Annotated in this window: 17 protein-coding genes and 1 pseudogene; 9 read left to right on the forward strand and 9 right to left on the reverse strand. The window is 33.9% G+C overall.

All coding sequences use genetic code 11. The annotated features are described in order from the left end of the window. The first annotated feature begins 266 nt into the window (after positions 1–266). Complete coding sequence (locus M3225_RS18065) at positions 267–539, forward strand: HU family DNA-binding protein (RefSeq protein ID WP_251395899.1); 273 nt, start codon at positions 267–269, stop codon at positions 537–539. A gap of 926 nt (positions 540–1,465) precedes the next feature. Here the strand turns inward: M3225_RS18065 and speG are convergent. Next, positions 1,466–1,990, reverse strand: coding sequence for a spermidine N1-acetyltransferase (speG, locus tag M3225_RS18070; RefSeq protein ID WP_216890856.1), 525 nt, complete (start codon positions 1,988–1,990; stop codon positions 1,466–1,468). Between the two features lie 175 nt (positions 1,991–2,165). Between speG and M3225_RS18075 the strand changes: the two genes are divergently transcribed. Together M3225_RS18075 and M3225_RS18080 are read left to right on the forward strand one after the other, a co-directional pair. Then, positions 2,166–3,086, forward strand: coding sequence for a DUF1565 domain-containing protein (locus M3225_RS18075; RefSeq protein WP_251395901.1), 921 nt, complete (start codon positions 2,166–2,168; stop codon positions 3,084–3,086). A gap of 226 nt (positions 3,087–3,312) precedes the next feature. Beyond that, a pseudogene (locus M3225_RS18080) lies at positions 3,313–3,495 on the forward strand (hypothetical protein); the annotation flags it as partial. Positions 3,496–3,787: 292 nt separating this feature from the next. On the opposite strand, the gene M3225_RS18085 reads toward M3225_RS18080, so the two are convergent. Beyond that, a complete protein-coding gene (locus M3225_RS18085) occupies positions 3,788–4,240 on the reverse strand; it encodes a VOC family protein (protein ID WP_251395904.1) in 453 nt (150 codons plus the stop codon). 14 nt (positions 4,241–4,254) lie between these two features. On the opposite strand from M3225_RS18085, the gene M3225_RS18090 reads away from it, so the two are divergent. Then, positions 4,255–5,439: a tyrosine-type recombinase/integrase gene (locus tag M3225_RS18090; protein WP_251395906.1), complete on the forward strand. Its 1,185-nt coding sequence runs from the start codon at positions 4,255–4,257 to the stop codon at positions 5,437–5,439. Positions 5,440–5,543: 104 nt separating this feature from the next. On the opposite strand, the gene M3225_RS29635 is transcribed toward M3225_RS18090, so the two are convergent. The 4 genes from M3225_RS29635 to M3225_RS18105 all read right to left on the reverse strand — a co-directional run bounded on the left by M3225_RS29635 (position 5,544) and on the right by M3225_RS18105 (position 8,413). After that, the gene (locus M3225_RS29635) at positions 5,544–5,678 is read right to left on the reverse strand and encodes a hypothetical protein (RefSeq protein ID WP_285885706.1); all 135 of its coding nucleotides are present in this window, start codon (positions 5,676–5,678) and stop codon (positions 5,544–5,546) included. Positions 5,679–5,787: 109 nt separating this feature from the next. Beyond that, positions 5,788–6,819: a recombinase RecA gene (gene recA, locus M3225_RS18095; RefSeq protein WP_251395909.1), complete on the reverse strand. Its 1,032-nt coding sequence runs from the start codon at positions 6,817–6,819 to the stop codon at positions 5,788–5,790. Continuing rightward, positions 6,816–7,010 (reverse strand): hypothetical protein, encoded by a 195-nt coding sequence (locus M3225_RS18100; protein ID WP_251395911.1) that lies wholly within the window; start codon positions 7,008–7,010, stop codon positions 6,816–6,818. Before M3225_RS18100 ends, recA begins: the two co-directional genes overlap by 4 nt. A 656-nt stretch (positions 7,011–7,666) precedes the next feature. Continuing rightward, the gene (locus tag M3225_RS18105; RefSeq protein ID WP_251395913.1) at positions 7,667–8,413 is read right to left on the reverse strand and encodes an alpha/beta fold hydrolase; all 747 of its coding nucleotides are present in this window, start codon (positions 8,411–8,413) and stop codon (positions 7,667–7,669) included. A gap of 370 nt (positions 8,414–8,783) precedes the next feature. Between M3225_RS18105 and M3225_RS18110 the strand changes: the two genes are divergently transcribed. From M3225_RS18110 to M3225_RS18120, 3 genes are all read left to right on the forward strand, one after another. Continuing rightward, entirely contained in the window at positions 8,784–9,188 is a 405-nt protein-coding gene (locus M3225_RS18110) for a hypothetical protein (RefSeq protein WP_251395915.1), read from the forward strand. Between the two features lie 143 nt (positions 9,189–9,331). Further along, positions 9,332–9,913: a type 1 glutamine amidotransferase family protein gene (locus M3225_RS18115; protein ID WP_251395917.1), complete on the forward strand. Its 582-nt coding sequence runs from the start codon at positions 9,332–9,334 to the stop codon at positions 9,911–9,913. Positions 9,914–10,305: 392 nt separating this feature from the next. Next, positions 10,306–10,578, forward strand: coding sequence for an HU family DNA-binding protein (locus M3225_RS18120; RefSeq protein ID WP_251395918.1), 273 nt, complete (start codon positions 10,306–10,308; stop codon positions 10,576–10,578). A 474-nt stretch (positions 10,579–11,052) separates the two neighbouring features. On the opposite strand, the gene M3225_RS18125 is transcribed toward M3225_RS18120, so the two are convergent. Together M3225_RS18125 and M3225_RS18130 are read right to left on the reverse strand one after the other, a co-directional pair. Further along, positions 11,053–11,235, reverse strand: a complete 183-nt coding sequence (locus M3225_RS18125) for a hypothetical protein (protein WP_251395920.1) — start codon at positions 11,233–11,235, stop codon at positions 11,053–11,055. A 138-nt stretch (positions 11,236–11,373) separates the two neighbouring features. After that, positions 11,374–11,514 carry an FbpB family small basic protein gene (locus M3225_RS18130; protein WP_080743162.1) on the reverse strand — a complete coding sequence of 47 codons (141 nt, stop codon included), beginning with the start codon at positions 11,512–11,514 and terminating at the stop codon, positions 11,374–11,376. Positions 11,515–11,874: 360 nt separating this feature from the next. On the opposite strand from M3225_RS18130, the gene M3225_RS18135 reads away from it, so the two are divergent. After that, positions 11,875–12,075: a cold-shock protein gene (locus tag M3225_RS18135; RefSeq protein WP_025751380.1), complete on the forward strand. Its 201-nt coding sequence runs from the start codon at positions 11,875–11,877 to the stop codon at positions 12,073–12,075. A gap of 264 nt (positions 12,076–12,339) precedes the next feature. Here the strand turns inward: M3225_RS18135 and M3225_RS18140 are convergent, their stop codons facing one another. Further along, a complete protein-coding gene (locus M3225_RS18140) occupies positions 12,340–12,543 on the reverse strand; it encodes a cold-shock protein (protein WP_251395922.1) in 204 nt (67 codons plus the stop codon). Between the two features lie 161 nt (positions 12,544–12,704). On the opposite strand from M3225_RS18140, the gene M3225_RS18145 reads away from it, so the two are divergent. Continuing rightward, the gene (locus M3225_RS18145; RefSeq protein WP_251395924.1) at positions 12,705–13,019 is read left to right on the forward strand and encodes a hypothetical protein; all 315 of its coding nucleotides are present in this window, start codon (positions 12,705–12,707) and stop codon (positions 13,017–13,019) included. Positions 13,020–13,426: the final 407 nt, after the last annotated feature.

Here is a 13,426-nt window from a genome sequence, read left to right on the forward strand (position 1 = left end):
TGAACTGGCCCCAATTGTCAGACACACTCTCTGAGGAAATTATCTTTGATTTTATCTACAACTGATCACTCGATACAAATTTCAGCTTTCTAGAATTTTTGTTCTCTTGCTATCATTGAATGTAGCAAATCTCATTACAAATATTTAGGAAAAAACGAAATTCATCCTTCTTTTACCTAACCTTATTAAGTGACAAGCAAGTAGAAGCTATGATACGTTAGCATCTCTACATATTATCTAAAAATAAGAGGATGAGGTGTTTAAATATGAATAAAACTGAACTATTAGATGCAGTTGCAACAAAATCAGAACTAACGAAACAGGATTCAAAAAAGGCTGTAGATGCGTTATTTGAAACAATTTCTAATACACTTGCAAAAGAAGAAAAAATTCAATTAGTTGGATTTGGTACATTTGAAGTACGTGAACGAGCAGAGCGTACAGGCCGTAATCCTCAAACAGGTGAAGAAATGACAATTCCGGCTTCAAAAGCTCCTGCTTTTAAACCAGGAAAAGAATTAAAAGAAGCCGTTAAATAAATATGCCTTATAATACAGCCCCCTCTAGAGATAGACTTCTAAAGGGGGGCTATTTTTCATGGTGAAAAATTTCTAAATACCTACACCCAAATATTATCTAATCAAGGTTTCTATTTTCTTGCGTCGTCTTAGAGTTAGAGGTAGGCTCTTTGCCAAGTCTAGGTTTCCAATTGCCTAACTTGTTTTTTAAGTAATCCTTTAAAACATCACGTTTCTTTTTTCGTCTTTTATCCCTGTTTTTCATAAGGACTCACCACCTTTAGGTTGCTTAATAGATTCAATTTATCTTTATTATAACTATGTTGAAAAAACCACTCTTTATGCTAAATCTATAAGTAGTAAATAGTTCATCTTACTACTAAAAGGTATACTTTAACGAACGTTTTTGATGGAATAATAGTTTAGTAATAAATAAGATTCAAAAATGCATAAAGAAGTTAATAATTATGTATAAAATTAGTAGTTGTTAAGAATGGTATAAACTAATTTTATTTTTCATAAAGAAAACTTTTTAAGAACCTACTGTTTTGATAGCAGGTCCTTCTTGTTATTTATTTCTTTTTTAACCTTTTAACAAGTTTAAAAGCTAGGAATCCTATTAAACCAATAATTATTAAGAATAATAGCAATCCTGTTGGACTAAATGTACCCATAATACCATCCTTAAAATTTCTATAATTTCTATAAATTACAATGTTATCATATTTAAAAGGTTTGCACATTTCTCCTTCAGGATTTTTCATCCCTATAACACGTTTTATGGTAACGACCACTTACTGAAAAGCTATCTCATTCTATGAGATAGCTTTTATTTTAATTAGTCTCTATTCTAATTCTATATTAAACTGTTTTTTGTCCTCTAACAGAAGTCCAATTTCATTCTTTCTTCTTTTTTTAGTGACCAGGACTCTTATACTAGTTCAACCTTAGTTTTTATTTTTGGCTTGTAAATATTCTTTTTGAAACATACACATCCTTATAGCGTTATGATAGCTTCCATCGACAAAAAATTCATCTTTTAACTCGCCTTCAATAGAAAAACCAACCTTCTTATAGATATGAATTGCTTTTTCATTTTCCTTGTCTACAATTAAGTAAAGTTTATGCATATTCAATACCGAAAAGGCATAATTCATTGCTAGGTTTGTGGCAACCATGGCGTAACCATGACCTTGATACGTAGGGTCAATTATAATTTGAAACTCTGCTCTACGATGAATATAATCAATTTCGACCAATTCGACTAATCCAAGCATATCCCCGTCCTTTTCTAGTATGAAGCGACGCTCACCTTGATCGTGAATATGTTTATCATATAAATCCTGTAGCTCTACAAAAGCTTCATAAGGCTCCTCAAACCAATAAGACATGATGTTTGCATCATTATTGAGTTCATGGACAAATTTTAAATCTTCTCTTTCCAAAGGACGTAACTTAAGTTCCTTATTCATCTCTAAAACCTCCACATTCTAGCATTACTTTAGCACTTTCCGTTTTAAATGTAAAAATTGCTGTAGTTTTAAAAAATAACAAGACATAATGCGATGTTTTACATACTTATTAAAAGAGCCATAGTATAATTTAAAGATCTTGTAAGTGAAATTCATTAACTTTAAGGAGTATCTTATGAAAAAAGCAGTTGGTATTCTTCTTATTTTACTGTGGTGTATAAACCAAAGGGTTGAGGCCGCTAATCAACCTTCAGCAGCTCCTATAATACATCATGAAATCTACGTTTCTCCTACAGGGGATGACAAAAACCTAGGTACTAAAAGCAAACCTTTTAAAACACTAAGAAGGGCAAGTGAAGTAGCTCAACCTGGAACTACGGTTTATATCAGGGGCGGCATCTATTATGAGCAATTAATCATTAGTCGTTCAGGTACTAAACAAGAGCCTATTATCTTCAGGAACTATAAAAGTGAAAAGCCACTTATTAGTGGAGAAAAAATAAAGAGCCGTTCCACAGATGGAGGTCTAGTTAGCATAGAGAATAAGAGCTACATAACAATTCAAGGTTTGAATATAGGTCATTTTTCTACTTCTAAGGAACAAAATACACCATGCGGAATCTACGTAGACGGAGGAAAAGACGTTGTTATCGAGCATAACGTTTCAAGTCATAATGATCCAGGAATAGAAATCGCAAGTGAACACTATGGTAAACAAACTAGGAATGTTCAAGTCATACGGAATATGATTTATAAGAATCGTTTTACGGGAATTTCAATCGGAGGCTATGATAAAAAACGTGGAGGAACGATAAATACTCTTATTGAACATAATATTTTATATGGAAATGATACGATGAACATGGATGGTGGTCAATTACTGATGCAATATCATGCGACTCATAACACTATCAACAATAATGTGATAGTTTCAGTAAAATCTAATTTGCTTCTAGCCAATCTTCATTACTCAAATAAATATAATCAACTTAATAATAATGTATATCTAAATAAAAGTAGAGATGCAACGAATCGATGGATATGGAATGGGCAAGAAATAGAAAGTCCTACCATCATATCCCCTAGGCTTTTTTAATAAAAGTTTCTTTTAAGAAGATATTCTTTATTGAGTTGCTTGCTGGGATTCTATTTGAGGTTGGATAATTATTCACTGCACACTCTCTGCTGGTTATACTTTTTATTTCATTATATAGGCTTGGTGACAGGGGAGCTGCTGTAGACCGCAAAGTAGTGTTTTCACCCTTTAATCAATAGATTACACTCAAATTAGTAATTACATTAAGATTAGGGGAAGAGGATTTATGAAACGAAATTCGAATGAAGATGAGTTACTGGGACACTCTGGAGTATTATCAATTGAAAGAAAACTTATTGGCAATAAAACAGGAGTAAGTCGTTTAGGCTTTACAGTATTATTAAAGTACTTTCAACAAGGGGCTAGATTTCCGTCCAAGAAACAAGATATTCCCGAGAAGATTTTAGAGGATTAACACCTTTATTTTATTATCATGTGAATCCATACGGAACTTTTGAACTTGATATGGATCAGCGAATACCTATTAAGTTGAAAGTCTCGTAATTTTCATTATTTCGATTAGTAGCAAAAACTAGCTAATCACTTGACAGGACATTAGATGGTTTTTGCTCTTAATACATAGACGTGAAAAGAGCGCATCTTCCAGAAAAGCGCCCTTTTATTGAATAAGAATTTTCTTCAAATATTTTCACTTCAGTAATGTATATTTCAGTAAAGGCTTTTTATAAAACGTCACTTACTTATTTGTTACCGAGTTGTTCCGCCAAACCGATTAGAAGTCCTTCGATTCCACGAATGTAGCAGAGCCGATACGAGTCCTCGTACTGAACCACTTCGCCAACGAGCTGAGCACCATACTTAGTGAGTCTGGATACCATTTCGTCAATGTCTTCAACGGTAAACATGACGCGTAGATAACCGAGGGCGTTTACAGGAGCAGTCCGGTGATCTGATATAGTAGGTGGGGTGAGAAATCGCGAAAGTTCAAGTCGGCTGTGGCCATCTGGAGTAACCATCATAGCAATCTCTACGCACTGAGAACCCAATCCGGTTACGTGACCAGCCCATTCACCCCCGACAGTGGCTCGCCCTTCGAGGCTCAAGCCAATCTCCTTGAAGAAAGAAATGGCGTCATCAAGGGATTCTACAACGATGCCGACATTGTCCATTCTTAGTAAGTTGTTTTTTGCCATAGTTTTATCTCCTTATGTGTAAAAATTTATTATCTGATCATCTTCATAATTATTCTATTAAAAAGTTACAAATTCCTTCCAAACGTGCTGGTGGAGTAAAAGGAGACTTTCATCAGGTCGTTTCGTTGCTGCTGAATACTACGTATTATGATGCATTAGAAGAAAGAAATGAAAATCATCAGAGAAAAAATCAAGAAATGTTCAGCGATTTTACAGATGAAGAAATGATGTACTACTATGTCCATCAACAAAAGCATATTCGAAAAGATCGAGAACGAAAAGAAAACACAAAGATCGAATACTTACGGATTTTGTTGCAGTATTATCAGTATGCGGTAGAAAGTGAGTCATTCTTACAAGAAGATGTAGACGATTATATTGAAGAAACCATCTTTAAAAATCTAAGACCTTGGCACATAAGGAATTATCAAATGTATTTAAGTACAGCATTGTTAGGGAAGGGTGGGAAACCTTATTCACCCGCAACTTTAGATGCCAAAATGATGATTTTAAAGAGTTTTATAAAATGGTTATATGAAGCTAAGTATATCCAGCATCCGTTACATAAAGAAATCTTGAGCATATCGCTATCTGAACATGAGATTCCGAATCGAGATTTGTATTACCATGAAGTCAAGCAGCTGTTGGACTATTATAAAGGACATCCTATCAACTATGGATTGTTAACGATGTTGGCTATGACAGGGCTTCGTGTACAAGAAATAGCCAATGCTTCGTGGGGCGATGTGTATCTAGACAGTTTAAGTGGCCATTATCGATTAAGAGGAGTCGGTAAGGGTGGAAAGAAATTTGATAAGTTGCTTCATCCATCTTTATATGAACGAATCCTTGCCTTTAGAGCACGACGCCATGTCAGTACGGCCTTAAATACAAGTGATCAAGGACCATTATTTCCAGCCAAAGACGGAGGATATTATCATTATAAGAACTTAAGTAATTATATTGTGCGTATTATTGAACGAATGGAGTTACCTTTTGTGAAAGAACGGACTGACAGGATTACGCCTCATTATTTTCGTCATTTTTATGCGATTTATAGTAGGCAGCAGGGAGCAGATATCTTCTTAATTCAAAAAGAGCTTGGCCATAGTGACCGGAAAACAACCGAGCGATATCTGGAAAAGGTTCTGCAGCGAGAACAAGAAATTGGACTGATGTGGAAGGAAGAAGAATTCTAATATTATCATTAACAAGAGCATAACTACATTAAAAACAGTTGGTCCACAAATAATTTATGCTCTTTCTGTTCGAATTGTCATATGTTTTTAGTTACCATAATGGCTCATTTAAGAAGATGTACTTCATCCATAGGGCTTTCTTCATTAGAATTAGATGTTGTCTTGACACTAATTCCAGAAACAAATATAGGAGCTAATCCTACCATTAGAAACAAAGCTAATAATAGTTTCTTTTTCATGAAAACCTCCTTTGTTATTTTCTTACAATCAAAAACACCCCAATCATGAGAGTTTCTTTGTCTAACAATTGGGGTGCAGTTCAAGCCGTGGGAAAGGTGTTTTATGCTTTTATTGGTTTTCGTTTTCGTTATCAATACCATTATCGTTGTTAGTATTATTACTATATTTGAAATCAATAATGCTTTTTCTAATTTCTTCTCTAATTTCAGGGTTTTCTTTTAAGAAAATCTTAGCGTTTTCTCGTCCCTGTCCTAAACGTTCCTCATTATAAGCAAACCAAGATCCAGACTTTTGAACAATATCTACTTCAGAACCAATATCTAAGATTTCCCCTTCTTTTGAGATACCTTCTCCATACATAATATCTACTTCAGCAATGCGAAAAGGAGGTGCCATCTTATTTTTGACTACTTTAATTCTTGTTTTATTACCAACTATGTCATTTCCTAGTTTAAGTTGTTCAGCGCGGCGAACCTCAAGACGAACGGAAGAATAGAATTTTAGTGCTCTTCCACCTGGCGTTGTTTCCGGATTTCCAAACATAACGCCTACTTTCTCCCTGATTTGGTTGATGAAGATAGCAATGGTTTTAGACTTATTGATTGCTCCAGATAGTTTACGAAGAGCTTGAGACATCAAACGAGCTTGTAGACCTACGTGAGAATCTCCCATTTCTCCTTCAATTTCTTTTTGTGGCACTAATGCTGCTACTGAGTCAACAACAATAATATCAACAGCACCACTTCTAACTAATGCTTCGGCAATTTCAAGTGCCTGTTCACCAGTATCTGGTTGCGATAACAGTAACTCATCAATATCTACACCTAGTTTTCTCGCGTAAACTGGATCAAGTGCGTGTTCAGCATCAATAAAGGCAGCTCGACCTCCATTTTTTTGTACTTCTGCAATTGCGTGTAAGGAAACTGTTGTTTTACCTGAACTTTCGGGTCCGTAAACTTCCATAATTCTTCCTTTAGGATAACCATTAATTCCAAGAGCTATATCTAACGCTAATGAGCCTGAGCTAGATGCCTCAACTTTCGTATGTGTGCCTTCTCCCATCTTAATAACTGATCCTTTACCGAATTGTTTTTCAATTTGTTTTAGAGCCATATCTAGTGCTGCTTGTTTATCATTCATAATTTGAAACCTCCGATTGTTATTACGTTTACAATAAACGACAATGTATTTCGATAAATAATAAGAGTTGGCTCAAATGTTTTTGCTCCGTGCGAAAACATTTTGTGTTTAACTGTCTTGGTTTGTTCTGTTATCCCTTTATTCAGCTCTAAACCCTTCTTATCGAACGTTTGTTCTTGAGGTGTAATCATACAATAAACGCATCTAGTTGTAAAGGCAAAAGTTTTCTACAAACTAGCTGAAAAAATATCTTATATTTATAAAAAGTAAGCTTATACTTTTACTTTTATATAAGTTAAATTAAATAAGTAACAATAGGTGACGTTACTTTATGGGCAGCCTATTTTGTTAGTTCATGTGGCAATAAATTTTATATCAATGAACTAGTTTTACTATTTACTCCTATATATAAAATACGTTGTTTTTATATTTTATGTAAAATTAACTTTATTGAAAGTACATTAACATTAAATACTTATACATTTTCTGGTTAGTTGCCATGAATACAACAATTTCTTAAAAGGGAAGTAGAAGATAGATTGGTGTGTGATAAGGAGTGAAAAAAGCCTATATTTGTCGTCAGTGAGAGTAAATAGTAAAACTTATATTTTTTATAAAATAATTTACTGTTTACTTAAATAACGAGGGATATAATAAGGAACAATTTAACTCTTTACTTTAAAGCGTTAAATTGTTACCATGTTATTAGACAATCTTTCTTTTAGTGTTATTCCTTAGCCAGAAAAGCACAAATCACATATAGTGGTTTGTGCTTTTTTGTAGCTACGTAATATCTTACTTAATGCCAAATAAATAATTAGAAGCCCGAATAAAATAAGTACACTTTTTACTCCTTCATAAAGCCAGTAATTTGACGATACAGCTTTTCAGGACGAGTCAAATTAACCATATGATCAGCATCTGGAATTTCTATGATTCGAGCGTCTGAGTGCTTGCGAATGTAATTGGCAACACGAAGGTTATCGGGTGAATCCTCCTTACCGATTATCAATAATGTTTTGGACGTCAATTCTTCTAATCTTTCGATGGCTGGTCGTTGCGGCCAAATTAATTTAACAGCCGGCCATTCAAACATTCGGTTCATATGGTGCCGGAGCATTTGAACCATCAAATCCCAGTGAGGACTCGCCGTTACAACACGATAAGATGGATCACTGAGCAAAAGCTCAACCATCTTATCGATATCAGGAGCAGCTTCATGAATCTTCTTTATATTCTCTTCAAATTCCTTTGAATAGCTAAACCCAGATAATCCAGGCGCAACCAAAACAAGTTTTGAAACCCTTTCAGGATAATTCAGAGCGAACTCAGTGGCAATTTGGCCACCCATTGAGTGACCCATGAGTGTCGCCTGATTGATTTCTAGATGATCAAGTAGTGACAGCAAATCTTCAATAGGGTTGACATCTTCTAAAGGGGACGGTGATTTTCCAGTCCCACGTCCGTCAAAAGAAACGACCTTGTAGTGTTTCGCTAAAAGAGGTGCGACAAATGTCCAGTTCCTTATATCAGCACCACCAGTTAGGAGAACCACAGGATGACCATTACCATTAATTTCATAATGCAAATCCATTAAAGCCCCTCCATAGAGGTACTTCCAACATGTTGAATTTCAACAATAAGATTCTTTAATTGAGAAGATAATAATTCCCTAGTTTACATAAACACTCTTTCCGGTACATTTAAAAAAAGAGAACTCTTGTGTCACAGGAGTTCGGAGAAGTATCCTTTTTCCTTTTTATACAGTTTTTTATACATCCTTGATTTAAAGGTCTTATCTCGGTACCCAAGTGAACAGAAAATGTATAAAATTCCTGACTTATATGTTCTAGTTTCTTAAAAAAGCTCCTTTATATACATTGTTGTGAATATAACATTATTATAGTATAAATCTACTATAATGTAACAAAGTAGGTAATTTATATGTTCAAAAGAAAAAATTTTTGATTTTATTTATTGTATTAATTTCTATTGGGTTTTTCTTTTTTATACTCAAAGACGATGGAGAAATCAAAAGAGATAATATAGAAATAGGATATAAAACAAGCGATGAATCTCAACAAATTATTGACCCACAAAATAAAGTGGATCGAAACAAAGAGCTAATCGTCTCTTTACATTTTAAAGACAATTCAGGAAAAGAAAAACAAAATAAAATGTTTGTATTAAAATTAGCTAATATCAAGGATAAAAGCAACGTTTTGATGGAAGAAACTATTCCTAATGACGAAGGTACTTCGGGGTATGAATTCAGAATTAGTCCAGGTACACTCTCTGCAGGAAAATATCAATTTTCTTTGTATAGAGATAATAGTTTGAGCGTTCAAAAAGTCTTTACATTCAAATAATAGAGAATACGATGTCCGTAAAAGTATACTTTTACGGACATCGTATTCTATTTTATGGAATGTGTAGAATGTGGTAAATTAAAATGGGCGATTTATAATGTTCTTGATTATATTTCCAATCAAGAATTAGGGAGGGCATATAAATGAAAAAAGTGTTGGTCTTTATTACAGATGGTTTTGCTGATTGGGAAGCCAGTTATGTGACCGCGGAGTTAAATAAACCAGGAACAGGATTTCAAGTTCAGACAATTGCGATTGACAAAAATCCTAAACTTTCAATGGGAGGATTGACTGTTATCCCGGATTATAGCTTACAGGACTTTTCTTTTAAATTGGAATTTGTCATGTTAATTATTCCTGGGGGAACTGGATGGAGAGAAGAGAAAAATCATCAGGTAAAGAAGCTTGTGAGTTTTTGTTTCGAAAATAACATTCCGGTTGCAGCGATTTGTGATGCAACTACCTTCTTAGGGAATCATGGATTTCTTGATTATCACAGACATACAGGTAATTCGTTACCTTATTTAAAAGAAGGGGCACCTAATTATCGAGGTGATGAAAAATATATAGACGAACAATCTGTTAGTGATGGCTGTCTAATTACAGCTAATGGAAGTGGTGCACTGGAATTTTCGAGAGACATTTTAAATAAATTAGATGTTTTAAAAGGTAAAGAACTAGAAGAATGGTACGATTTATTTAAAAATGGTTTTATTAAAAGGTAGTTACATAGATGCCTGGGTGCTCATTAATGAATTGATCTCTGCAAAGGTATTGAATAAATAGAGAAAAACATCAAATGCATGCATTTAATATGTAGAGAAACGCTCTCTGAGGAATTTAACTTTAGTTTTACATATATCATCAGATCATTCCATGCAAATTTCAGCGCTTTAGAAACTTTTGATTTCTTGCTATCAATGGATGTCATTTAAAAACATAACCCAACTTCACCAGAGTTGATTTCGTCACAGAGCAAATCTCATTACAAATATTTAGGAAAAAACGAAATTCATCCTTCTTTTACCTAACCTTATTAAGTGACAAGGATGTAGAAGCTATGATACGTTAGCATCTCTACATATTATCTAAAAATAAGAGGATGAGGTGTTTAAATATGAATAAAACTGAACTATTAGATGCAGTTGCAACAAAATCAGAACTAACGAAACAAGATTCAAAAAAGGCTGTAGATGCGTTGTTTGAGACGATTTCAAATACGCTTGCTAAAGAAGAAAAAATTCAATTAGTTGGATTTGGTACATTTGAAATACGTGAGCGCGCAGAGCGTACAGGTCGTAACCCTCAAACAGGTGAAGAAATGACAATTCCGGCTTCAAAGGTTCCTGCATTTAAACCAGGAAAAGAATTAAAAGAAGCTGTTAAATAAATATACCTTATAAGCAAGCCTCCTCTAGAGATAGACTTCTAAAGGGGGCTATTTTTCATGGTGGAAAATTTCTAAATACTACACCAAAATATTATCTAATCAAGGTTTCTATTTTCTTGAGTCGTCGTCTTAGAGTTCGAGGTAGGCTCTTCGCCAAGTCTAGGTTTCCAATTTTCTAACCTGTTTTTTAAGTAATCCTTTAAAGAATCACGTTTCTTTTTTCGTCTCTTATCCCTGTTTTTCATAAGAACTCACCACCTTTAGGTTACTTACTAGATTCAATTTACCCTTATTATAACTATGCTAAAAAAACCACTATATATGCTAAATCAGGACCATCAATAATTTTGTGTAAATAAAAATTTATAAGGGTGAAAAAATAGCGAAAAGAGACTTTGACACGTTAAAGAAAGAATTACTTTATGGTAAAGAAGAAATAAATACGTAAAAGCACCCCTGAACGGGTGCTGTGAATTAAACTATTTCATCGTTCAGGTTTTTTAGGAACTTACTCTCTAACTCTAATTGCTTCATTCGTCGTTGTAATCCTAAATTCTCTAAGTCTTGTTCTAACTCAGAAGATAAATCAGTTCGTTCTTTAGCTTTGTCCATTAATTTTCTAGTAGTTTCCAATCTCTTTTGTTCTTTTGAATTCATATTAACAGCCCCTTCCTTGTGACTTGCTAGATTCGACATGGCAGATGAAATATCCTGTACAAAAACATTTACCTAGAAGTGCAAAAGCAGTACAATACAAAAAAACATCCGTTTAGACAGGATGTTTTTATTCTACTCTTATTTCGTTTTCATCTTTATAGCCTGCTCCTGGCGAGCTTCAATTTTTTCTTCAATCTTTTCCATGACCTTTTTATCTTCTAGTATTTTATGTCTATTTTCATTGACTAGGTTTTGAAAAGAGGGTTTCAACTTTCTCATAATAGCACTTCTTTCTTACTGTTTAGTTTAGTCCGTAGACAAGTATGATTATAACGATTAAATGGAATAAAGCAATCATTTGCTCTCATATTGAAAAAAGAAGGGTGAAAACTTTTTCTTACAATAGTCAAATGAAGGAGGATAAGATAGCTACAAAAATGAACAATCTTTGTATCAGGCTCCTATTTTCCGTTATTTGCTATCAATATACCTATGTGTTATACTACAATTAACTTGTTTTTGTTCGGTATAAGATTGAGAGAAGAAAAAACCTTAAACAGAAGTTTTCATCTTGAAATAGTATGATTGGGCAAGAGAGGTAATACATTTGTGGAGTAGTCCACAGCAGGAGGCAACATTATGACACAAGGTACAGTAAAATGGTTTAATGCAGACAAAGGTTTCGGTTTCATTGAAATCGAAGGCGGAGACGATGTATTCGTTCATTTCAGTGCTATTCAAGGTGAAGGTTTCAAATCATTAGAAGAAGGTCAAAAAGTTACTTTTGATATCGAAGAAGGTCAACGTGGAGCACAAGCTGCTAACGTTCACAAAGCATAATCAAAAGTGATAACAAAAAAGACTCCTATGAAGGAGTCTTTTTTTATGGTCTTATAATCAGAAAACCATAATTTATCTAATATTACTTCAATAGAAAACCCAAACTTTTAAAAAAGCCTGGGTTTTAGTCAAGACGATCGATACAAGGTATAACTAGTTATAACATACATTAGAAATAGAAAGCAAATGTGAATACATTAACAATATTTGCAATTAAATAATATAGTAATAATTTTTTAATCTGTGTGAAAGCATTGGTGCAAATTATCTTCGATGGGGATTAAGGGGGATTTTATTAATAAGCCGTTCTCCAGCTTTCATGTGATTTCCACACAAAGGGCATTTTTGGTGATTGTCGTAAGAGAAATCTTTTCTCATCCAGCCCTTACAATCTTCTACTGTACATTCCCAAACTTCTGTTTGTTCTTGAACTAAAGGTTCTTGATTTCTTTTACCGTAATAATACATACTAATCACTACTCCTCTTATTATAGTATACCTTATAAAGGAGTAATAAATACGTTAAACCTTTTATTTATGTATATTCATGTGCAATACTCCCAGGGCGTTATTCTAAAGGAATCACTCTTTTTATGTCGAAAATTAGTAAGTATTAAGGAGGGTTTTAGATGCCTAAAGATTTAGTGAAAGAACTGTTAGATAAAGGCTTTAAAGTAGTGGACTTAAAATGTGTGGGCACTATAAATATCATTTCAGCAAAGGAACTGTATTTAGAAGAAATAAGTACTGACACCATAGTTGACATGTTATCGCTAGATGAAGACAGCGTTAAGTTTTCTCTTGATGAAGAACTTCCTTATTTTGAGGCAAGCACTAAACCATTAGCTGGATATATCAATTCAGAAAGCGAGCTGTCCATAATGGAGGATGCGATTATTGACTACAAAGTGTATGTTAAAGAAGCAATTCTTCAGTCTAAGTAGTTATCAAAAGAGCAGTTTACATTTGTAAACTGCGAAAGATAATTGACTGCTTTTAATTGAATACGATATGGAGCTCAAATGTAAAAACTTCAAAATACTTGCGGCTAATCTCCCAAGCTTGAATATACTAATACTAGCAATCTAAAAGCAGTTGCCTTAATAGCCCCTCTAATTCAAGAAACTTTTCAATGGGTAGCATTTGGCATATATGGTTTTACAGTACTTTATCTCATCTCCATGCGTGAAGTAGCCTTCAGAAAGACATATGGCTCTTTGGTAGTTTGGATGCGAACTGTATGGAATTTTAGCTTTATTGCTAGTGCGTTTGGGGCAGTCACTATGTTCGTAGGTAACACTCACTGGACTTTATTCTAAAGGGATTGCCTGTTTATGTTGAAAGTGAAAAT

Source organism: Priestia aryabhattai (assembly GCF_023715685.1).
Classification (GTDB): domain Bacteria; phylum Bacillota; class Bacilli; order Bacillales; family Bacillaceae_H; genus Priestia; species Priestia aryabhattai_B.

Excerpts from the sequence above, each read along its gene's own strand:
- M3225_RS18125 (WP_251395920.1), bottom strand. The coding sequence starts at position 11,235 with ATGAATTCAAAAGAACAAAAGAGATTGGAAACTACTAGAAAATTAATG.
- M3225_RS18065 (WP_251395899.1), top strand. The coding sequence starts at position 267 with ATGAATAAAACTGAACTATTAGATGCAGTTGCAACAAAATCAGAACTA.
- M3225_RS18115 (WP_251395917.1), top strand. The coding sequence starts at position 9,332 with ATGAAAAAAGTGTTGGTCTTTATTACAGATGGTTTTGCTGATTGGGAA.
- recA (WP_251395909.1), bottom strand. The coding sequence starts at position 6,819 with ATGAATGATAAACAAGCAGCACTAGATATGGCTCTAAAACAAATTGAA.
- M3225_RS18105 (WP_251395913.1), bottom strand. The coding sequence starts at position 8,413 with ATGGATTTGCATTATGAAATTAATGGTAATGGTCATCCTGTGGTTCTC.
- M3225_RS18145 (WP_251395924.1), top strand. The coding sequence starts at position 12,705 with ATGCCTAAAGATTTAGTGAAAGAACTGTTAGATAAAGGCTTTAAAGTA.
- M3225_RS18120 (WP_251395918.1), top strand. The coding sequence starts at position 10,306 with ATGAATAAAACTGAACTATTAGATGCAGTTGCAACAAAATCAGAACTA.
- M3225_RS18100 (WP_251395911.1), bottom strand. The coding sequence starts at position 7,010 with ATGATTACACCTCAAGAACAAACGTTCGATAAGAAGGGTTTAGAGCTG.
- M3225_RS18075 (WP_251395901.1), top strand. The coding sequence starts at position 2,166 with ATGAAAAAAGCAGTTGGTATTCTTCTTATTTTACTGTGGTGTATAAAC.
- speG (WP_216890856.1), bottom strand. The coding sequence starts at position 1,990 with ATGAATAAGGAACTTAAGTTACGTCCTTTGGAAAGAGAAGATTTAAAA.
- M3225_RS29635 (WP_285885706.1), bottom strand. The coding sequence starts at position 5,678 with ATGAAAAAGAAACTATTATTAGCTTTGTTTCTAATGGTAGGATTAGCT.
- M3225_RS18085 (WP_251395904.1), bottom strand. The coding sequence starts at position 4,240 with ATGGCAAAAAACAACTTACTAAGAATGGACAATGTCGGCATCGTTGTA.
- M3225_RS18130 (WP_080743162.1), bottom strand. The coding sequence starts at position 11,514 with ATGAGAAAGTTGAAACCCTCTTTTCAAAACCTAGTCAATGAAAATAGA.
- M3225_RS18135 (WP_025751380.1), top strand. The coding sequence starts at position 11,875 with ATGACACAAGGTACAGTAAAATGGTTTAATGCAGACAAAGGTTTCGGT.
- M3225_RS18140 (WP_251395922.1), bottom strand. The coding sequence starts at position 12,543 with ATGTATTATTACGGTAAAAGAAATCAAGAACCTTTAGTTCAAGAACAA.
- M3225_RS18090 (WP_251395906.1), top strand. The coding sequence starts at position 4,255 with ATGTGTAAAAATTTATTATCTGATCATCTTCATAATTATTCTATTAAA.